The 19,485-nt window shown below is 44.9% G+C and carries 17 protein-coding genes; 6 read left to right on the top strand and 11 right to left on the bottom strand.

The annotated features are described in order from the left end of the window. From HFELIS_RS02305 to HFELIS_RS02295, 3 genes are all read right to left on the bottom strand, one after another. Window positions 1-1,395, bottom strand: coding sequence for a protein kinase (locus HFELIS_RS02305; protein ID WP_013468928.1), 1,395 nt, complete (start codon window positions 1,393-1,395; stop codon window positions 1-3). Window positions 1,396-1,711: 316 nt separating this feature from the next. Then, window positions 1,712-2,818, bottom strand: a complete 1,107-nt coding sequence (locus HFELIS_RS02300) for a Cj0069 family protein (protein ID WP_013468927.1) — start codon at window positions 2,816-2,818, stop codon at window positions 1,712-1,714. A gap of 52 nt (window positions 2,819-2,870) precedes the next feature. Beyond that, window positions 2,871-3,089: a hypothetical protein gene (locus tag HFELIS_RS02295; RefSeq protein WP_013468926.1), complete on the bottom strand. Its 219-nt coding sequence runs from the start codon at window positions 3,087-3,089 to the stop codon at window positions 2,871-2,873. 145 nt (window positions 3,090-3,234) lie between these two features. Here HFELIS_RS02295 and HFELIS_RS02290 point away from each other — a divergent pair, with 145 nt between their 5' ends. Then, window positions 3,235-3,705: a glycine-rich domain-containing protein gene (locus tag HFELIS_RS02290; protein ID WP_013468925.1), complete on the top strand. Its 471-nt coding sequence runs from the start codon at window positions 3,235-3,237 to the stop codon at window positions 3,703-3,705. Window positions 3,706-3,775: 70 nt separating this feature from the next. Here HFELIS_RS02290 and HFELIS_RS02285 read toward each other — a convergent pair whose 3' ends face one another. Both HFELIS_RS02285 and HFELIS_RS02280 read right to left on the bottom strand, forming a co-directional pair. After that, window positions 3,776-5,683 (bottom strand): motility associated factor glycosyltransferase family protein, encoded by a 1,908-nt coding sequence (locus HFELIS_RS02285; protein ID WP_013468924.1) that lies wholly within the window; start codon window positions 5,681-5,683, stop codon window positions 3,776-3,778. A 16-nt stretch (window positions 5,684-5,699) separates the two neighbouring features. Next, window positions 5,700-7,244, bottom strand: a complete 1,545-nt coding sequence (locus HFELIS_RS02280; protein WP_013468923.1) for a flagellin B — start codon at window positions 7,242-7,244, stop codon at window positions 5,700-5,702. Between the two features lie 107 nt (window positions 7,245-7,351). Here HFELIS_RS02280 and topA point away from each other — a divergent pair, with 107 nt between their 5' ends. From topA to HFELIS_RS02260, 4 genes are read left to right on the top strand one after another with little or no spacing between them, the layout of a single operon-like run. Beyond that, the gene (gene topA, locus HFELIS_RS02275; protein WP_013468922.1) at window positions 7,352-9,634 is read left to right on the top strand and encodes a type I DNA topoisomerase; all 2,283 of its coding nucleotides are present in this window, start codon (window positions 7,352-7,354) and stop codon (window positions 9,632-9,634) included. Beyond that, window positions 9,634-10,548 carry a radical SAM protein gene (locus HFELIS_RS02270; RefSeq protein WP_013468921.1) on the top strand — a complete coding sequence of 305 codons (915 nt, stop codon included), beginning with the start codon at window positions 9,634-9,636 and terminating at the stop codon, window positions 10,546-10,548. Before topA ends, HFELIS_RS02270 begins: the two co-directional genes overlap by 1 nt. Before the next feature lie 43 nt (window positions 10,549-10,591). Further along, window positions 10,592-11,200: a nitrate reductase cytochrome c-type subunit gene (locus HFELIS_RS02265; protein ID WP_013468920.1), complete on the top strand. Its 609-nt coding sequence runs from the start codon at window positions 10,592-10,594 to the stop codon at window positions 11,198-11,200. A 2-nt stretch (window positions 11,201-11,202) separates the two neighbouring features. Further along, window positions 11,203-11,631, top strand: coding sequence for a hypothetical protein (locus HFELIS_RS02260; RefSeq protein ID WP_013468919.1), 429 nt, complete (start codon window positions 11,203-11,205; stop codon window positions 11,629-11,631). Here HFELIS_RS02260 and HFELIS_RS02255 read toward each other — a convergent pair whose 3' ends face one another. From HFELIS_RS02255 to HFELIS_RS02240, 4 genes are all read right to left on the bottom strand, one after another. Beyond that, window positions 11,632-12,045, bottom strand: coding sequence for a hypothetical protein (locus tag HFELIS_RS02255; RefSeq protein WP_013468918.1), 414 nt, complete (start codon window positions 12,043-12,045; stop codon window positions 11,632-11,634). It abuts the gene before it with no gap. A gap of 104 nt (window positions 12,046-12,149) precedes the next feature. Next, complete coding sequence (locus HFELIS_RS02250) at window positions 12,150-13,385, bottom strand: MiaB/RimO family radical SAM methylthiotransferase (protein WP_231844206.1); 1,236 nt, start codon at window positions 13,383-13,385, stop codon at window positions 12,150-12,152. Window positions 13,386-13,437: 52 nt separating this feature from the next. Further along, window positions 13,438-13,902, bottom strand: coding sequence for a phosphoribosyltransferase (locus HFELIS_RS02245; RefSeq protein WP_013468916.1), 465 nt, complete (start codon window positions 13,900-13,902; stop codon window positions 13,438-13,440). Beyond that, a complete protein-coding gene (locus HFELIS_RS02240) occupies window positions 13,902-15,029 on the bottom strand; it encodes a pyridoxal-phosphate-dependent aminotransferase family protein (RefSeq protein ID WP_013468915.1) in 1,128 nt (375 codons plus the stop codon). The genes HFELIS_RS02245 and HFELIS_RS02240 overlap by 1 nt, the downstream gene beginning before the upstream one ends. A gap of 72 nt (window positions 15,030-15,101) precedes the next feature. Here HFELIS_RS02240 and HFELIS_RS02235 point away from each other — a divergent pair, with 72 nt between their 5' ends. Next, window positions 15,102-15,551 carry a hypothetical protein gene (locus HFELIS_RS02235; RefSeq protein WP_013468914.1) on the top strand — a complete coding sequence of 150 codons (450 nt, stop codon included), beginning with the start codon at window positions 15,102-15,104 and terminating at the stop codon, window positions 15,549-15,551. Here the strand turns inward: HFELIS_RS02235 and ffh are convergent, their stop codons facing one another. Both ffh and HFELIS_RS02225 read right to left on the bottom strand, forming a co-directional pair. Next, a complete protein-coding gene (gene ffh / locus HFELIS_RS02230; RefSeq protein ID WP_013468913.1) occupies window positions 15,552-16,883 on the bottom strand; it encodes a signal recognition particle protein in 1,332 nt (443 codons plus the stop codon). Between the two features lie 3 nt (window positions 16,884-16,886). Further along, entirely contained in the window at window positions 16,887-19,481 is a 2,595-nt protein-coding gene (locus HFELIS_RS02225; protein WP_013468912.1) for a valine--tRNA ligase, read from the bottom strand. Window positions 19,482-19,485 lie beyond the last annotated feature (4 nt).

Raw genomic sequence — 19,485 nt, 5'->3', positions numbered from 1 at the left:
TTATAATTGCTGGTAGAATTTGTTAAGAGCATTTAGCCATTTGGGAGGGGAGAGGCGTTTTTTAGCACTATAAAACTTGCCCCCTTTTTGAAAACTCTCATGAAAATATTCTTGTAATTGAGGATTCAAACGCGTCCAGCCATCCCTAGCCCTCCCCTGAGGCACTAAGGACATATCACCCCCACTTAAGGGGTAGGCAAATGCGCCCTGTTTCATTGCCTCATCGCGCCCTAAATCTCTGTGGTTGTAAGGATGCACGCCTAGAGTGAGGATCACAAATAACAAGCAAGCGATCGCAAAGTATTCATCGCTCTTAGAGCGCATCACTTCGGTCATGTGTTTGCCCAAGTGATCGGGCACAAGGTAGGCAGGATCAGCAACGGGGCAGGGGTATTTATCTATTTGGTAGCTATCACAATCAATAAAGAACATCTCCGCATTTTGGGTAAACATCAAATTATTCGGATTGATGTCGCCAACTAAAATCCCCTTGTCATGTAAAGACTGGATGGTCTTTAAAAAATTCATGCACAGGCGCACCAAATCCTTCATGCCCCAGTTAGGGATGTGTGCTTTTCTATCTTTAGAACCCCCTAAAATGTGCTGCAAGGTCTTACCCTCTGCCTTGGGCATCAAATAACCCACACATTCGCCCTGCTGGTTTTTAAGCAGGCATGAAGGCATGCACACCTGCTTACTAACTTTAGTTTTAACCAGCAGAGCGAGCTTTTTGGGGGTGTAGTCGGGCACGCCCCCAGTCTGCACGCTCTTATGCTTGTGCCCATAAATCTTAGCCAGCATGGGTGTGTTAGTGGTGTAAATAATCCCCTCGCCCCCCTGACTTAACACCTGAACAAGGTTTGTGCTGTGTTGTTTGCCGCTGTGATCATAAAACACCTCTTCCCCCTCTTGGGGCACAGAACTTAATTGCAACTTGCCCGTAGAAATATGAGGTTTGTGGTGCTTGGGCTTGCTGATGTCCTCTTTAACTTGGGCATTAAAAAACTCAAAGCACTTTTTAGAGACAGAGAGAAAGAGGATTGTGTTTTGTTTGGAGCGCGTGGCGATTTGGGCTAGGGCTTTGTTTCTAGTGAAAAGTAAGCTTTTTTTGGATTTGATGATTTTGGTGAGTTCGTCTGGCACACTGATAATGTCCCTTTGGATAGAGAGATACCTTTTATACGCCTTTTGATAGTGCGCATCGCTTTGGCGCTGCTCGTTGATGCGTTCTAAGACATCTTCAGGGACACCGATTTTCCTTTGGGTTTTTTGTAAAACCTCTTTAAGGATGTCGTTGTAAATTTTCCAAAAAACACCCTCCACTAGCGCGCTCTCATCAATCAAAAGCGTGTCATGGTTTTTTACCAAGATCAACAAATCAGGCTTTTGCTTCATAGAAACCAAACTCCTCAACCCCAAAATCTCCAATCCGACCCTAGTTCCCTAGTCCCGGGTGAATGGGTGAATGGGTGAATGGGTGAATGGGTGAATGGGTGAATGGGTGAATGGGTGAATGGGTGAATGGGTGAATGGGTGAATGGGTGAATGGGTTATTATAGCACAAAAAGGATAACAGGTTCTTGAAACTTTTTGCAATATCCATCAAAATGGATATGGCCTTGAGCAACTACCAGATTGCGGTGGTGCTAGCAAGCTCTTTAGGGGTTAGAAGTGCCCTAGCCCCATTAAGGAAGTCAAAAGGTATTAACCCTTAGCTTAGTTTGTCTTCCACGATGTCAATGATGGTATTGGCTACCTTGCGTGCAGTTTTGTCTAGGAATTCTACCGGAGATGTAAAGCCCACACAAGAGCAGTTGATTTCGCCTAAAATGTAGCGATCTTTGCCATGCTCATCGGTGTCTAAAATAAAGTCCGCAGTCCAAATCAAGGGCAGGTCGTAATTGCCCAGTTTGCTTTGGATTTGGGGGAGGTGTTTTAAGAAGTAGTGCACTAAATCATTCCATTGCTCAGGCTTGTCGTAGCGATACTTTGCGCCACTAAACAAAGTTGCGCTAAAAGCGTCCGCGCCCTCAGCGGGTTTTTTATGCACTACATAAATAGGGTGTTTGTAGAGCATTAAAATACGGATTTCGCCCTCTTTAATGCGGGGTAAAAAGGTCATGTCTACTAACATACCATTATCCCCCACGAGGTATTTTTCACAAAAATCCATGAACTCGCCTAATTGGCGGTGTTCTACATGATTATCCACCGCTTCGGTGCACTTGATTTTGGCATTCAAGGGCACTTCGCTCACCCCTGCAGGTAGAGGCTCTTCAAGTTGCACGCGCCAAATGCCCTCACCAGTAGAGCCGCGATTTTGTTTGAGCACCCTCTCACCCTTAGCTAAAGTTTTAGGGAAGGTCTTTTTAAAGTCATGCTTGTCCGCCCAAGTGACTCCGATGCGTTTGGCTTCCTCTTTGTCATAATAGGCGTAGGTGTCATCGGGCACTAAATCCGTATCGGCGAGTTTGGTGAGCGCATCCTTTGCCCCATAGCCAATCATCGCGTCTGGATGGGGCATACCAATCACGCCGTTATCACAAAGTTTGCGCAAGAGATCAAAATAAAGTTTTTCCTCTTTCAAGTTACCCGGATTTACGCGAGAAACATAGGCATCGGCGTGCGTTTGTACATATTCATAGACGCCCTTAGTTTTCTCGCCATCTTTCAAGAGTTCATCGGTAAGAAATACAACCTCTGCTTGCCACCCGAGTTTTTTTAGATAGTCCATCATGGGCATGGTGTCGCGTCTGTGCCCGTCCCTGCCTTTATCTGTGCCTCCCACTGCCTCAAAAAACACCACATGCTTTTTCATCATGTCCTCCAAAAGATTTATTGCGGTTACACCCGCTAGTGTTATTGTAGCATTATTGTGGAGGGATTTGAGCAGAATCGATAGCCTGGATCAGCTCTTGAATTTCCTGATTATAGACTTCCTCATTATGAAGTTTTTCCAACATTTTAAAACCTGCCTCGATGATAGCAAAAAGCTCTGGCTTGGTATAACGCCAGCGTTGCAGGGTGCGGGTGGTAATCTTAAGAATCCTAGCTTTATCTCTTTGAGTATATTTGACAGGGGACGCCACAGCAATTTTCCATAAAAATTTGTTGAGCGGGAATGTATGTATTTTTAACTTTAATTTAAACAGCGAAATATAGTCGCTTTTTTAGTGATAATTAAGAAATATTTTCGTATATTAGCTTTGCACCTAAATTTACAAGGAGTTCAAAATGAGTCTTGCTGTTAATAAGTTGGATTTAGAGCCCATTATCGTCAAAATAATGGACAAGGAAGAAGGTTTAGGTTGGGAATTAGAATATGCTCAAGTTATCGCAGAAGAGTATAAGAGATTCCTTACGCTTTGTTTGGAGAATAGAGATCAGGCAATCGTGCCTCCTAAAGATGTCGATGATTTTTGGCACTATCATATTTTGGACACACAAAAATACGCCCAAGATTGCCAAGAAATTTTTGGCTACTTCTTGCACCACTTCCCCTATTTTGGCATGCGTGGGGATCAAGACGCGCAAAACCTCCAAGATTCTTGGAATGACACATGTCAAAAATACCTTGCACGCTTTGGCATGCCCTCTGCACTCGTGCAAGAAAAAGTTTGGCGTGCTACGGGGAGATGTCCTAATTGTGGTCGAGGCAATGAAGGCGTATTTATGCAAACGCGCCCCACTCTAAAAGCTGTCTAAAAAAGGGTTTTCGCCATTAGGCTTACCTCTTAAGGGGGAGGGTGTAGGCGCGCTTGAAAACTTTAAAAGCTTACTCCCAAGTTTGTAAAGCTTGTTCTAAGACTTCTTTTACGCAGGTGATGCCTCCTGCCAAACTAAAGAGCCAATATTTGTGGGCATAAATCCATTCTAGCTGTTTGGCTTGTAACTCTTCTTGAGTAAAAGTGGGCTTGACAACAATCTTAGCGATGTCTAGTTCTTGATGGAAGATATAGGATTGAATCGCATCATTAAAACATTGGTTGAACTTAACTTCCTTAAAAAGCGTTTTTAAATTATCAATTTTTTCACTCAACGCCTCAATGCGCTTTAAATTTAATTTTTCTAGGTCATTTTGAGCATTGAGCGATTCGATCTCTTCTAAGAATGCCATTATCTCCAAAAAGAGGGCTTCGATTTTTTCCTTGCACTCTTGGGCATACTCAATCGCATCTAAACAGGTCTTTTTAGCTTCCTCTAACCAGCGCGCGCTCTGCTCTGGGCTTGGGGGGGTGAGTTGCATGGGGGCTTTGGGCTCTAAGGCGGGCAAATCTGCTTTAATGCGTGCGATCGCTTCTTTAAAGGGAAGTTCTAAAGTGCCCCTAATGCGCGCCCCGCCCTCTGTAGCGTTGATCACCTCTAAATTATAGGGTGTGTGGTAAATGTCCTTTTCAAAGAAATCTAAAAAGAGCTTCCAAATGCGCGTGCTCTCTACCTGCCCTTCTCCTCCATAGGCTTCAATAAAAATTTTCTCCCCTTCTTCTTTGGGTTTGATCTCTTGCGCGCCATAGATCGCTCCACTGGCATGACTCTCTCCACTGGGCGCAAAGCTCAAATCTTGCCCGATGAAAACACAGCGCTTAAAGCGCGCATGCACCACGAGTTCATAGGCCATGTTAGCCGCGCTCATGCCAATGCCTAAATAGCCATAGTCGTGTAGGTTAAACAAAGAGGTGTAGCCAAAGGGGCGTAGGCTAAATTGAATAGTGCCCTTGCTAATGGCTTGGCGCAAACTTTGATGCACAATGGAAGTGATGGCAAAGATCACACCCTCTTGGGCCCCCTTAGGGGTATCTTGATAGAATTTCGCACTAGCTTCCACACGCTCCAAAGAAAAGACCAGATCGGGTTTGATCCCATGCGCGTGTAAAATGGGAAAAGACGCATCAATGCAAAAGAGGGTCGCATAAGGAGCGATCTCTTTGAGCAAGGGGAGTTGTTTATTGAGGCTTGGACCAGTAGAGACAATAATTGCCGTGTTATAGCGCGCGTTGCGCATCTTGAGGGCTTGTACTAAGTTAATCAGAGTGGGAGTTTGCACCACAAAGGGGAGATTTTGCACATGGTGCTTGATCCCAATGATTGCGTCTTTAGCGTCATTGCCCACGCCAATCACCGCATTTTCAAGGGCTTTGATAAAGTGTTGGTTAATGAGGGTAAAATCTTGGACATATTGCTCATAATAAGAATGGGCAATGATGAGTTCATAGACTTTAGCGTAAATTTTGGCATGTTTGTCCATCATAAAAAGCGAGGCGATCAAGGGGTAATCACACGCGCCAGAATGCAGTAAGATCAAACGATCACTTTGTATTTCTTCACTAAAATCTAGTAGATTTAAGATAATGAAGATGATTTCTAACTCAGGTTCAATCACCACTAAGCGTTTAAGTTGCTCTACACCCAAGAATAAGCGCATGAGTATACCATTGCCTGCCCCGTAAAAATACAGGTAGGGAATGTACATGTAAGCGTTGAGTTCTTTAAAACGCTCTAAATTTTCCTCTAAGGGTTTATGGGCAAAAAGAGGAGTGTTAGTGGAAATATCCACAATATTAAAGGCATCTTGTTGCATAAAAACTTCGTACTTAAGATTACTCTTAAGTTTACTCAGTTCCAAAGCCAACAGGGGGTCTTTGCGTTGCAAAACCCCTAAATTTTTTTCATAGATGTTAGACAAGCCTACCCCACCCCCTCTACTGCAAGAGTCTCAAGACATTTTGTTGCACCGCATTGGCTTGTGCCATTGCAAAGCTTCCACTTTGGGCCAAGATATTGAATTTAGAGAAGCTTGCACTTTCTTCAGCGAAATCCACATCACGGATTTGTGATTCAGCGGCCTTCACATTCACCTGAGTTACGGAGATGTTGTTGATGGTGGTTACCAACTCCATCTGCACAGAACCCAAGTCTGAGCGAATCTTATCTAGTTGGATGCGCGCGCTCTCTGCCATATCCATCACCATCATCGCCCCGCGCAAACTTGTAACCCCGGCTCCAATTCCCTTAAAGTTAAAGGCAGCTTGGGCAGCATTGGCATTCCCACCACCGGCACTAGCGGCATTGGCATCAAAGACCCCGCGGATAGCCTGTAAATTTACAGTGTATTCTGCAACCCCTTGTGCAGAGTGCAAACCGACATGGCTAAAGTTCACCCCGCTCACGATAATGTCGCGCGCATTTTCTTTGGTCAAGGTCAGACGGCCCACAATCGCGTGCGCATTCCCTGAGATGCCTCTAAAATTCCCCCCGCCAAAGACATGCCCAGTTTTGCCATCTGCATGCACAGAGATAGCGCGCCCATCTGTAGAACGCAGATTGATACGACCCTGTATGTCTGTATAGGCCTCTACACCGGTGCGCTCTTTTACAGAGTTGATCGCGTTCGTCAATCTCCCATCGCGGTCGTTATGCTGGACATCATTCACATTTCCAATCAAGACTCCATTGATGGTTAGTCCATTGATGGTGCCCGATTCTACAGAGTTCTCACCCGTACCCAAAACCACAGCAGTAGCGCGCACGCCTAAAGTGCTAGAGTTCTTGTTGATGACATTGACCAACGCACCAAGCCCCGTACCTGCGCTGGTGGAGATTTTTACAGACTCTAACTTAAAGTCATTCACCGCATCGGCTTGTTTGAAGTTGAGCGTAACCTCTTTGAGGTTTTGCGCGCCCGCACTCACTTCCATTCCACCGCGATCCATCGCGGAGGTTTCAAAGCGCACATGCCCGATCTTATCTGAGCCTGTAGGACCAATCGAAGCTTTGATTGTGGTGTTGGAATACGCTCCGATTTGAAACTCTTTATTAGAAAAGCTCCCTGCTAGCAACTGCTGACCATTAAAGCTCGTTGTGTTAGCGATATTGTCTAGCTCTTCTAAGAGGCGCAAAATATCACTTTGCAACGCCTTTCTAGTTTCAGCAGTTTGTCCATCTTGAGCGGCTTGCACGGCTTTAGTTTTGACTGTATCTAAGATTTTGATTTGCTCGTCCATCGCCTTATCTGCAGTTTGCACCACCCCGATTGCATCATTAGCGTTGCGCACAGCCTGACCTAGACTTGCGCTTTGACTTCTTAGGCTATCTGCGATCGCCATCCCTGACGCATCATCAGCGGCCTTATTGATCCGCAAACCTGAACTTAACTTTTCTAAAGAGGTAGAGAGATCACGATTGTTGCGTACCCCGATAGTGTGTGCATTCAACGCGGCTACATTCGTATTGATTCTGAAACTCATCTGTGCATCCTTTGCGATAATATGCTCACACGAAGCAATAGCTATTCCATGTTTTCAAACAATCCATGCACAAAAATAGTTTATAATGCGAAGAAAACGAGGTATTTATGGGTAAAAACACCAAACTCATCATTGTGGAATCCCCCACTAAGGCTAAGACCATCGCGCATTTTTTAGATAATAGCTATGAAGTGATTGCCTCTAAAGGTCATGTGCGTGATTTGAGCAAGTATGCTATGGGAATTAAAGTGCAAGATAATAAATTTATTCCTAAATACGCCATAGATAAAGATCATGAAGAAATTGTGGCGCAAATTTTGCAAAAAGCTAAGAACGCACAAGAAATTTATATTGCTACAGATGAGGATCGCGAGGGCGAAGCTATTGGTTACCACATCGCTTATCTCATTGATCAAGCAGGCAATAGAAGCAAAGACCCTTTAATAGAAATGCGCGCCTTAGAGGAACAGAGTCAAACCAAAAACCCCCATCCTATTTTTGCTTTTCCTCGCATTGTTTTCCATGAGATTACCAAAACTGCTATCTTGCACGCACTCAAACACCCTAAAACCCTTGATGTGCACAAGATCAACGCCCAATTAGCCCGTAGACTTCTGGATCGCATTGTGGGTTTTAGCTTAAGCTCTCTATTGGCTTCTAAAATCTCTAAGGGCATGAGCGCGGGACGCGTGCAGAGCGCAGCGCTTAAATTAGTGGTGGATCGCGAAAGAGAAATCAAAGTCTTTAAACCCATTATCTACTATGAGATTACAGGCACGATCGCGCAGGCGAGCGTGAGTTTACAAAGTTACCGCCATGAAAAGATCAAAAAACAAGGGCTTAGGGATTCTAAGGAAGCTTTAGAGATGGTTGCTAATTTAAGCGCGCAAACCTACCAAGTCCAAGAGATCAGCACCAAAGAGAAAAATACCCCTTCTCCTCCTCCTTTTATGACCTCAACTTTGCAACAAAGCGCTTCTAATCAGTTGGGTTATAGCCCTTCTAAAACGATGAGCATTGCCCAAAAACTCTATGAAGGTGTGATGACTTCAGAGGGGGTGAGTGGGGTGATCACCTACATGCGCACAGACAGCCTTAACATTGCCAAAGAAGCCATAGAATCTGCGCGTGTCTTTATTGAACAGACTTATGGCGCGCCCTATGTGCCCAAAAAACCTAAGGTTTATACTTCCAAAAACAAGAGCGCTCAAGAAGCCCATGAGGCGATCCGCCCCACTAATCTGGCCTTCACACCTGCGATTGCAAAAGACTATCTCAAGCCCGAAGAGCATAAGGTCTATACATTAATTTATCAACGCTTTTTGGCTTCTCAAATGAGCGATGCGCGCCTTGAGAGTCAGAGTGTGTCCTTTGCCTGCGAGTCTTTAGGGGCAGTGTTTAAGGCTAGTGGACATAAATTGCTTTTTGAAGGATTCTATAAAGTTTTGGGCAATGGAGATAAGGACACACTCTTGCCCTCTTTTACACTCCATCAAGAAGTGCGCTTAGAGAAATTAGAGGCTAAAGAGTGCAGCACACAACCCCCCGCGCGTTATTCAGAGGCCTCTTTGATCAAGACCTTAGAGAGTCTAGGAATTGGAAGGCCTAGCACTTATGCGCCCACTATTGCCCTACTGCTTAGCCGAGACTATGTATCTTTGCAGCAAAAACAGCTCACACCCACTCCTAACGCTTTTAGCGTGATAGAGATTTTAGAAAAGCACTTTAGTGAGATTGTGAACGCCACCTTTAGCGCAGGATTGGAGGATAAGCTCGATGCGATCGCTAGCCACGAGCTCAACTGGCAAGACATGCTTTTAAAATTCTACACCCCCTTTATGGCACAAATTGAAGAGGGCAAGATTCAAATTGCTTCTCAAAAAGTGAGCGCGCCCACGGGCGAATCGTGTCCTAAATGTGGCGCGCCTTTGGTGCAACGCACGGGTAGATACGGCGTTTTTGTGGCTTGTAGCGCTTACCCTAAATGCAAGTTTATAAAATCTGAAGTTGTTCAAACAGAAGATTTAGGCGTATGTGAGAAATGCGGTGCGCCGATGGTGAGCAAAAGAGGGCGTTTTGGAACGTTTGTGGCTTGTAGTGCTTACCCCACTTGCAAGAACATCCGCAATGAAGAGAGCAAAAACACCCCCGCCCTTGCCAAATGCCCACAATGTGGAGGAGATGTGCGCGCCAAAAGAGGTAAGAGAGGAATGTTTTATGGTTGCGACAATTACCCTAGCTGTAAATTCATCTCTAATTATAAACCTGCTCCAAAACCATGTCCTGAGTGTGGGGGCTTATGTGTGATGAAAATCTACAAAACAAAGCCAAGTGTGCAAGAATGTTTGCAATGCCATATCCAAGTAGAAATAGAGGGTGAGCAGGTGTGATGGTAGGTATTGTCTTTGGTCCTTTAAAATCGCGGCGTTTTGGGTGGTCTTTGGGAATTGATCTGAGTGGGGAGATAAAACAATGTAACTTTAATTGCATTTATTGCGAACTCAAGGCCCACAAGCCCATAGACAAGATGGAGCAAGTCATTCCTCTTAGCACACTTTTAGATGCGGTGCACAGCGCGCTGCAAACCCATAAAAATACGCCCTTAGATGTGCTCACAACCACTGCTAATGGGGAACCAACACTCTATCCCCATCTCTACGATTTTATCACCCAGTTAAAAACACCCCCCGGGTTAAAAACCTTGATTTTAAGCAATGGATCACGCTTTGCAAATTTGCAGGTGCAAGAGGCGTTAATGCACTATGACATTGTCAAATTCTCCCTAGATGCCGCCCTGCCTAAGGCTTTTGCTAAAGTGGACAAGCCTAGCAAGCAAATACACCTAGAACAACTCTTAGAGGGGATTGCTGATTTTAGCGCGCGCTATGCAGGCATGCTCATTGCTGAAGTGTTGTTGGTTAAGGGAGTGAACGATAGTTTGGAGAATATTCAAGCCATTGTGGATTTTCTGCGTCCGCTCAAATTAGCCCGTATTGATTTGAGCACCATCGATCGCCCTCCCTCCCATAATGCCAAACTTTTGAGCACTTCCGAACTTTTAAAAGTGGCCACACATTTTGAGGGTTTGCCCGTGAGTTTAGCTCTGCGAGATTTGGCTGTGCAACCAAACTTTTTGTTAACAGACCTGGAACCTCGGTCTTTTTTAGATTTGCTCAAACGCCGTCCATTAAGCACAGAAGAAGCGCGCTTTTATCTGCCTGCACAAATTTTACACCACTTGCATCAAAAAGGAGTTGTAGAAATTAGAAAAATTGGAGCTGTGGATTTTTACTATCCATGCTAAAATACACGAGCAATCGTTGTTTAAATCAATACAAGGATGATCAATGCGACACAGAATGCGTTTTGCGGTTTTATTAGGAGCGGTTTTATTAGGGAGTTTGTGGGCGGCAAACCATCACCACAGATCCCACAAGGAGTTTAAGGAGGAAAGGGCCCCTGAAAAGCCGGTCCCCTTGCTGAGCGATACAGAGATTGGGTTACGCAAAGTGCCTTTAGAGGATGAACAAAGTCTTGTCTTAAATGCCTATGATTTTCACAAAAAAGCCCCCGGAGAGAGTCAACGCTTTGAGCGCGCGTATGAAAACGCACCGCCCATGATTCCCCATGATACAACCGGATTATTGCCCATTACTCGAGAAAGTAATCAATGCTTGGGTTGCCATATGCCTGATGTGGCTAGCAGTGTGGGCGCAACGCCAGTGCCTCCCTCTCATCTTTTTGACTTCCGCAATGACCGCCCAACTAAAGAGGGCAAAATTAGCGATGCGCGCTTTAACTGCACTCAGTGCCACGCCCCACAAGCCAATACCCAGCCTGTGATTAAGAACAATTTTAAACCCGTATTCACTAAGAAAGACCTAGAATTTCGTTCAGACTTTATGGATGTGGTGAATGTGGGCGTGAAAGACTGGAGTCAAAAGGTAAAGCGTTAAGTATGGACATTAAAATTTTAACGCACTTGGGAGTGGCGGTGTTTGTGGGGGGGTGTTGGGTGGGCGATCCTGCTGATGTAGACCCCAATCTTCCAGACATAGACACACTGAATGAATGCGCGCAAATTAAAGACGAATGCCGTGGCAATAAAAATGGCGACATTGCCACCACCGCGCCTTCTAAAAATTGGGGGAGTTTCCATACCATTTCTTTAAGTGGGGTAAAAATGGCGCATGGAGGCAAGTTTGCGATTTCGCCTCTGCCCCCCTCAGGAGGGAGTTACATCCCCTATTATCCCATGAATCCTATGATGTATCCGGGAATGTATGGGATGTATCCGATGATGGGCATGTATCCGATGAACATGTACCCTTATGGGATGTATCCTATGACAATGGGCATGCCCATGATGTATGGGCCTTGGTGGTGATCAATAAATGGTTACATGCTCAGGTTTGCAAAATAAAACGAGTTCTTTTCCATTTTCCAAGCGATAAAGCTCAATTGAGCCTTGATCGAGCACAAAATCCACACTGCAATCATTGAGTGAGACTTCCACGCGCCGCATTTCAGGTTCTTTACGATCGGTTTTAATGCTCAAAATGACTCCATTAAAGGCCATAGGGTCTAATTTAAGCCGTTGACTAAAATTAGGGATGAGAACTTCAATCACCTTAAGGACAATCGTAATATCATCGTCCTCTTGACAAGTTTCCACTTCGCTCGCACTGCATTTGGCCTGCACTATCACCTGGTGCGCTTCAAAATGCACCCTATATCTCCCCTCTCCCCTCTCATGCAAAGAAATCTTGCCTCGAATACGATTCTTGACATAGATGCTCATGAATCTCCTTTTAATTTAAAATCAAAAGGGTTATTCTAGCATAAACCCTTAATAACTTGGCCCTAACAAATGCAAGACTGGAAAATAGCAAAAATCAGAACAGGCTATTCTACCACTTTGCCTAGCAAAATTCCCTTCTCATAGGTATGACAAAGAGCTTTATAATGCCCGGGAGGCGTATAATCTAAAAAGCTTTCATTGATCAAAATCTCTCCATCGATTTCCAAGCCCCAACGCCTATCACGCGCCTTCAAAAAAAGCCCATCCTCACTCAAGCCCTCCACAATGATATCCAAAGTCTGTCCCACAAGTTGTTGCATGGAGGTCTCTACTTGTGCTTGCACAAGCGCATTAATTTGATCCAAGCGGGCGTTAATCACTTTACTTTGAATTTGGGGCATTTCATAGGCTTTTGTGCCCTCCTCAGGACTAAAGGCGAAAAGATTGATGCGATCAAAACTAAAACTTTGCAAAAATTCCTGCAACTCTGCAATGTCTGCCTCTTGTTCGTGCGGATGCCCTAATAACAGCGTGGTGCGCAAAAAGCTAGCCGGCACAGCGCGCATAGCCTCCAAAAGCCTGACATGCGTAGCTTTATTAGAATTACGGCGCATAGTTTTGAGCATGGAATCTGAAATATGTTGAATGGGCATGTCAAAATAATTCATAAAAATGGGGGAATTAGCGATAGTCTCAATAAGCTCTAGGGTGGTCGTGGTAGGATAGAGATAGAAAATGCGCGCGCTTTTAAGCGCACCCTGCTTGTCAATAGCCTTAATCAACTGAACTAATCCGTCTTTTACACCCTTATCTTTAAGATAAGAGCTTGAATCTTGGGCGATGAAGCTCACATCGCTAAAACCCTGTTTGACTAATTGTTCTATCTCTACCAATACATTCTTTATCTCTTTGCTTTGCAGGCGGCCTTTAAAACTAGGGATAGCACAAAAACTACAACTTTGATTACACCCCTCTGAGAGTTTTACATGGGCATGCACTTGCGATCCGATGATGGTGCGCTTTTGTGTCCCGGCTAAAAAAACCTGCTTGGAAAATTGGCTTTGTTTTTGGGCTAATAGCGTGTCGATTTTGTCATAATCGCCCACCCCAGTAAAAATGTCAATTTCGGGCAATTCTTTAGCGAGTTCCTGTTTGTAACGCTCACTCAAACATCCGCTAGCCACCACTAAAGCCCCCTCTTTGCGCCCATTGATCGCCTCAAGCAAGACCCTAATGCTCTCCTCTTTGGCAGATTGGATAAATCCGCAGGTATTAATGATGATCACATCGGCTAGACTCATCTCAGAGGTGAGTTCATAATGGGCGAGCTTGCCTAACATCACCTCGCTATCTACCAAGTTTTTAGAACAACCCAAAGAAACAAGGTGTAATTTAGGCAATGTAATCTCCCTGTGTGTCTACCTCCCAAAAAAAGTCGATCCAAGAAGTAGCTTCTTTGAGGATATAATCCGCCTTAAATTGCGCGCTTTTTTGGGCGAAAAGCACCGCGCTTTTAAAGCAGACTTGAGGGTATTTCTCCTGCAAAACTCGCATCACTCCCATAAAGCTCTTCCCGCTATCAATAATCTCATCCACCACTAAAATATTTTGGTGCTGGGGTTTTAAAAGCGGGACATTGTGAATTTCTAGGTCTCCCTGTGTGCGATCGGAGCTATAAGAGCTCGCATTGATAGCATAAACCTCTTTGATATCCCAATGCAAGCCCAAAAAATGCGCCAAAGTCATCCCCCCACGCAAGATAGAGATGATAGCTTGGGGTTTAAAGTCCTTTTGCACCATTTTAGCCAAATCCACCACATCCTGCCTAAACTCATTATAGCCATAGTAAAGATGCATTAAACCCCCTTGTAGTAGTGTTGCATGAAAGCCTTGATCGCTACGCCCTCAAAACTAGGACGCAAGCCCAAATCCACTAGACTTTGTTCTAAGGCATTGAGCATCCACGCGCTTTGGTAGATCTCGATGATCCCCATGTGGTTGATGCGCAAAAGATAATCTTTTAAGGCATCTTGCCCTCCGGCCACCAATACCCCGTATTTGTGGTGTAAATGCTTTCTAATGTGGCTCGCCTCTTGATGGTAAATCACAGACATACAAGGAGCAGGACTTTTAGGATAGAGGGAAAACCCTAAAGCCTCAAGGGCTAAATTCGTGCTTTGGGCGCGCTTTTTGGTGGCTACATACAAGGCATCTAACCCGCCTAAATCTTGCAGGCTATCAAAGTAGGTTTTTAGGCCTAAAATATGAGAGATACCAGCAGTAAAAGCGGTGGTATTTTTTTGTTGGTTTTTCAACTCTAGGTCAAGATTAAAATAATAGCCCTTATTTTCTAACCTTGAGAGGGCAAAATCGCTCAAACCTAAGAAACTCAAACCCACAGGTAACATAAAAGCCTTTTGACTTCCCCCAATGAGCACATCAACATGGTCTGTCTGTAGGGGTTCGACCCCTAAAGCGGTGATCGCATCGATGATCGTAATGATCTCTGGGTTATGGGCTTTGACTGCCTGAGTGATGCCCTCAAAATCCAAGCGCAAGCCCCCCGAAGACTCGCACACCTGCAGGGCGATAGCGTGGATGGTAGGATGAGCCTGCAGGGTTTCTAGCACCTGTTTGGGGGTAATGGGAGTGTCCCATGGACTTTTAAGCTCCAAAACATTTAAACCATGTGCTTGGGCGATCTTGGCAAAGCGTTCGCCAAACTTGCCATTATTGAGCACCAAGAGGGCGGGCTCTTTTATGGGGCGCACAAATTGCAAAAGAGCGGCTTCCATCGCCCCCGTGCCACTGCTCACCAAAGTTAACACCTCAGCAAGCCCGATCATCTCTTTTAGTTTTTCACGCACAAAAGCAAAGATAGCTTCAAATTCAGGAGTGCGGTGGTGGATAGTAGGTTGGCTCAGGGTGTTAGAAATACTAGGGTGAATGGGTGTTGGTCCGGGGGTGAAGAGTAGGGATTGCAAAGCGACCTTCCGTCAGTAAATAAGTTTGAGTATAGCACAGAGGGTGTAGAATGCGTCTTAAAAAGGCTTGTGATGCGCATTTTCTTATGCTTTCTTTATTTGTCTCTAGGTTTAATGGCCTCATCATTTCAGATTCAAAATATTAAAGACACAATTTATCAAATGGCTCTCTATCAGGCTAAAGTTAGATACAATATTGGGATTTTAAACAATAAATTAAGTACCCTTGCTTTAGATATCCGTGCACATAGAGTGCAAATGGATAGTGCTTCAAGCGCGCGTGTCCTCGAAGTATTTAGAGAAAATGCCGCGCTTTTCCGTGTTTTGCAAGATTATTATGAACATAACAATGACCATTTTGATTATTTGGAAGGAATTTTAGATGGCTATAAATCCATCGCTAAGGACATGCAACTTGCTACACCTCTACAAAATTGTATGCCCCTTATGCACGAAATCCTTACGCAATTCCAAGCCATTGTGATGTTAGAAAAGCAACTTAGCGATCTCATTGAGCAATGATCAGGCCTTGCCTCCTTTTTTTTGCAAAGCTTGTAAAAAGTTGGGGATAGCCCCCTTAGCGCTCAATTTTTTAGCAAATTGCCCCATTTGCTCAAAGCGTTTTAAAATGCGATTGATCTCAGCCACATCCAACCCCGCGCCCAAAGCGATGCGCTTTTTGCGGCTTCCATTTAAAATAGCTGGATTCTCCCTTTCTTTGGCCGTCATAGAGGCGACCATCGCTTTAATTTTTTTAATCTCTGTGGAGTTTTCTAAATCCATGCCCTTAAGCGTGCCCGCTACCCCGCTAAGCCCGGGGATCATAGAAACTAAAGAACTCAGCGAGCCTAATTTTTTGATTTTCTCAATTTGTTCTAAAAAGTCGTTGAAGTTTAATTGCCCTTTTTTGAGCTTTTTAGACAGATTTTTGGCATCTTTGACATCGATCACGCTGGCTGTTTTCTCTGCCAAGCTCACAATATCCCCAGCACCCATCAAGCGTTGAGCGATGCGATCAGGCACAAACACATCTAAATCTGGAATCTTCTCCCCATGCCCAATGAAGCGCAAGGGGATTTGTAATTGATGGGCAATACCTAAAGCCACCCCGCCCTTAGAATCGCTATCAAACTTGCTTAACACCACCCCGCTAAGACCTATTTCTGTGTGGAAAGTCTGCGCCGAGCGCACTCCATCCTGCCCACTGAGCGCATCAGCCACATAAAAGGTTTCAAGGGGATTTAACAAGTTTTTTAAAGCTTTGAGCTCCTCCATCAGAGGCTTATCAATAGCCAAACGCCCCGCGCTATCCACAATCACCACATCAAACTGCCCCTCTTGGGCGCGCTTTAAAGCCCCCTTAGCGATGTCTAAGACGCTACCCTCTTGGTGGTAAACCTCTATGCCAATTTGCTCCCCTAAAACTTGCAACTGCTCAATAGCGGCTAATCTCTCTAAATCACACGCCACTAACAACACTTTCTTATGCCGGGTTTTAAGATAGTTGGCTAGTTTGGCGCAAGTGGTGGTTTTACCCCCCCCTTGCAGTCCGCACATTAAAACGATGGTAGGAGGCGTGGGGGCGTAAACAAAACCACTAGAAGCCCCGGGCACGCTCAAAATTTCTAACAAACTCTCTTGCAGAGAATCTAAAAACTGCTGTTTGCCAATGCCCTTAGCTTTGGTTTTAGCCTCAATATTTTTGACTAATTCTTTGGCGACCTTGTGATGGACATCATTGCGTAAAAGAGCCTTTTTAAGCTCATCTAGGGCTTTTTCTAGGGCTTTTAAGTCATCTTGAAAACGGATTTTACCTAAGGCGTTTTTAAAAGATTGTGTGAGGGTGTCAAACATGTATTATCCTTGCAACATAGAGAGTTCTTTTTGTATTTGGGCTTGCTTTTCTTGAATGGTTTTGAGCCGTTCATGCAAGTTATCTAAGAGGGCTTTGGGGGCTTTGGCTAAGAATTGTGGGTTGTCTAAGTTTAATTTCGCCTGTTCTTTTTGCAATTTCTCTAATTGTGCTTTTAAACGCCCCACAAGCGCGCTCACATCTACCCCCTCTAAGCTCACATGCACAATGCCAAGCTCGCCCGTGTCGCTCAAAGCTTTAGGCGGTTTGCTGCTACTCAAATGTACATGGGCAATTTTACTCAGTTTGCTAATAAAATGCCTATCCTCAGTTTCTAGGGCAATTTGGCTTTCAATATAAGCTTGTTCAATGGGAGTGTTGAGCAAAATTTTTAGGCGTCTTAGAGCTGTAATGCTCTCTTTAATCAAGTTAAAGCGTGTCTCTAAAGCCCTATTTTGTCCAGTGTCTGCAGGGTAGGGGCTTACCATAATCGAGGGGCTCTGCTCTAAGGTGCTTTTATTGAGGTGTTGGTAAAGATATTCGCTCACAAAGGGCATAAAGGGGTGCAAGAGACACAAACCCTCTTTAAAGACGCTGACAAGTTCGCCAAAAACTCGGCTAGATTGCTCTGTATTTTTGTAAGCTTTAGAAAACTCCAAAACCCAATCGCAAAACTCGCCCCAAAAGAAACGATAAAGGGCAGTGGTAGCATCGTTAAAGCGGTAGAGTTCGAGTGCGCTACGCACCTCTTTAGTGGTCGCATTTAAACGGGATTTGGCATAAAGCCCTAAATTAGTTTGATAGTCTGTAACCTCTTGGGCTTGCTGTGTGCTTAAAAAGAGAGCAGCGTTGTAGAGTTTGTGGCTGAAATGTCGGGCTTGCTCTAAGACTTTGGGGTTTAAGCATAAATCCCGCCCCTGCACGCACAACATCGCTAAGGCAAAACGCAGGGCATCGCTCCCATAGGTTTTAATGAGTTCTAAGGGGTCGATCACATTCCCCTTAGATTTGCTCATTTTCTCCCCATTTTCATCGCGCACCAAAGCATGTAAATAGATGTGTTTAAAGGGGAGCGCACCTAGCAAACTCTCTCCGCTCAAAAGCATTCTAGCCACCCAAAAAAAGAGAATATCAAAACCGGTTATGAGCACACTATTAGGGTAGAAATCTTTTAAATCATTCAAATTAAACTTCACCCCCTCAAAGCCCTCTAACCCCTCTTGGGCAAAACCCAAGGTGCTAAATGCCCAAAGCCCGGAGCTAAACCAAGTGTCTAGGACATCTGAATCTTGTTCTAGGTGGGTGTCTTGGCATTGTGGGCAGTGAGTGGGCAAATCTTGGGGGACGAATTGATGCCCCTTAGAACAGGTGAAAACAGGGATACGATGCCCCCACCATAATTGACGGCTAATACACCACGGGCGCAACTCTTGCATCCATGCGTTGTAATTATTACGCCAATGGGGGGGGTAAAATTGCGCCAAACCTTGCGCCATTTTTTCTATAGAACCTTTGGCAACTTCTTGTTTAACAAACCATTGTTTGGAGATATAGGGCTCAATGGAGCTAGCACAGCGGTAGCATTTGCCCACTTGGTGGGGGTGATCTTTGATCTCTACAATAAACCCGCCAGCTTTAAGTGCTTGCACAATGCCCTCGCGCGCCTCAAGGCGATCTAATCCGGCAAACTTCCCTGCATGCGCGTTTAAAACCCCCTTTTGATCAAAGATCACTAAGGGTTCTAGTTGGTGGCGTTTGCCCACTTCATAGTCATTGGGATCATGTGCAGGGGTTACTTTGACACACCCGCTCCCAAAACTAGGGTCTACAAAAGAATCGGCAATGATAGGAATAGGGCGTTTGCTCAAGGGCAAAAGGGCGTTTTGTCCGATGAGGTGTTGGTATCTTTCATCCTCCGGGTGCACCATTAAGGCGACATCTCCAAAAAAGGTTTCTGGGCGCGTGGTGGCAACCACCACCTCCCCGCCTCTCTCTAAAAGATAGCGCAAATAATACAGTTTGCCCGCCTCTTGCTCATACTCCACTTCAATATCTGCTAGCGCCCCATCCTTGCAACACCAGTTGATCATATAGGTGTCCTGCACGATCAAGCCTTGATCAAACCATGTTTTAAAGGCGATTTTTACAGCCCTCTCCAAGCCAGCATCCATGCTAAAGCGCAATCGACTCCACGCACAAGAAATCCCCAATTCTTGCATCTGCTCTACAATCTGCCCCCCGCAAGACTCTTTCCACTCCCAAACTTTTTTAACAAAGGCTTCTCTTCCAATCTCCTCTTTTTTGATCCCTTGAGCTAAAAGCTGTTTTTCAACCACATTTTGGGTCGCAATCCCAGCGTGATCTAAACCGGGCTGATAGAGCACCCTGTAGCCATCCATGCGCTTAAAGCGCACTAAAATATCTTGCAAGCTTAAAGTGAGAGCATGCCCCATGTGCAAGCGACCGGTTACATTGGGCGGGGGCATGATGATAGCAAAGGGGGGCTTGGTAGAATCGCTGTCTACCTCAAAGTAGCCCCGATCTTGGCAAATCTGGTAAAAATGCTTTTCTAAGGCTGAATCAAAAGGGGGGAAATGCATAAAA

The sequence above is a fragment of the Helicobacter felis ATCC 49179 genome, assembly GCF_000200595.1.
GTDB lineage: Bacteria > Campylobacterota > Campylobacteria > Campylobacterales > Helicobacteraceae > Helicobacter > Helicobacter felis.
The sequence above is the reverse complement of the archived record's forward strand: the minus strand, read 5'-3'. Positions and strand labels throughout refer to the sequence as shown.

What these genes read in the sequence shown, in the direction of transcription:
- HFELIS_RS02270 (WP_013468921.1), top strand. Translation starts at nt 9,634, where the DNA reads ATGGTAGGTATTGTCTTTGGTCCTTTAAAATCGCGGCGTTTTGGGTGG.
- HFELIS_RS02245 (WP_013468916.1), bottom strand. Translation starts at nt 13,902, where the DNA reads ATGCATCTTTACTATGGCTATAATGAGTTTAGGCAGGATGTGGTGGAT.
- HFELIS_RS02235 (WP_013468914.1), top strand. Translation starts at nt 15,102, where the DNA reads ATGCGCATTTTCTTATGCTTTCTTTATTTGTCTCTAGGTTTAATGGCC.
- HFELIS_RS02225 (WP_013468912.1), bottom strand. Translation starts at nt 19,481, where the DNA reads ATGCATTTCCCCCCTTTTGATTCAGCCTTAGAAAAGCATTTTTACCAG.
- ffh (WP_013468913.1), bottom strand. Translation starts at nt 16,883, where the DNA reads ATGTTTGACACCCTCACACAATCTTTTAAAAACGCCTTAGGTAAAATC.
- HFELIS_RS02260 (WP_013468919.1), top strand. Translation starts at nt 11,203, where the DNA reads ATGGACATTAAAATTTTAACGCACTTGGGAGTGGCGGTGTTTGTGGGG.
- HFELIS_RS02280 (WP_013468923.1), bottom strand. Translation starts at nt 7,244, where the DNA reads ATGAGTTTCAGAATCAATACGAATGTAGCCGCGTTGAATGCACACACT.
- HFELIS_RS02255 (WP_013468918.1), bottom strand. Translation starts at nt 12,045, where the DNA reads ATGAGCATCTATGTCAAGAATCGTATTCGAGGCAAGATTTCTTTGCAT.
- HFELIS_RS02305 (WP_013468928.1), bottom strand. Translation starts at nt 1,395, where the DNA reads ATGAAGCAAAAGCCTGATTTGTTGATCTTGGTAAAAAACCATGACACG.
- HFELIS_RS02290 (WP_013468925.1), top strand. Translation starts at nt 3,235, where the DNA reads ATGAGTCTTGCTGTTAATAAGTTGGATTTAGAGCCCATTATCGTCAAA.
- HFELIS_RS02265 (WP_013468920.1), top strand. Translation starts at nt 10,592, where the DNA reads ATGCGACACAGAATGCGTTTTGCGGTTTTATTAGGAGCGGTTTTATTA.
- HFELIS_RS02300 (WP_013468927.1), bottom strand. Translation starts at nt 2,818, where the DNA reads ATGAAAAAGCATGTGGTGTTTTTTGAGGCAGTGGGAGGCACAGATAAA.
- HFELIS_RS02250 (WP_231844206.1), bottom strand. Translation starts at nt 13,385, where the DNA reads ATGTTAGGCAAGCTCGCCCATTATGAACTCACCTCTGAGATGAGTCTA.
- topA (WP_013468922.1), top strand. Translation starts at nt 7,352, where the DNA reads ATGGGTAAAAACACCAAACTCATCATTGTGGAATCCCCCACTAAGGCT.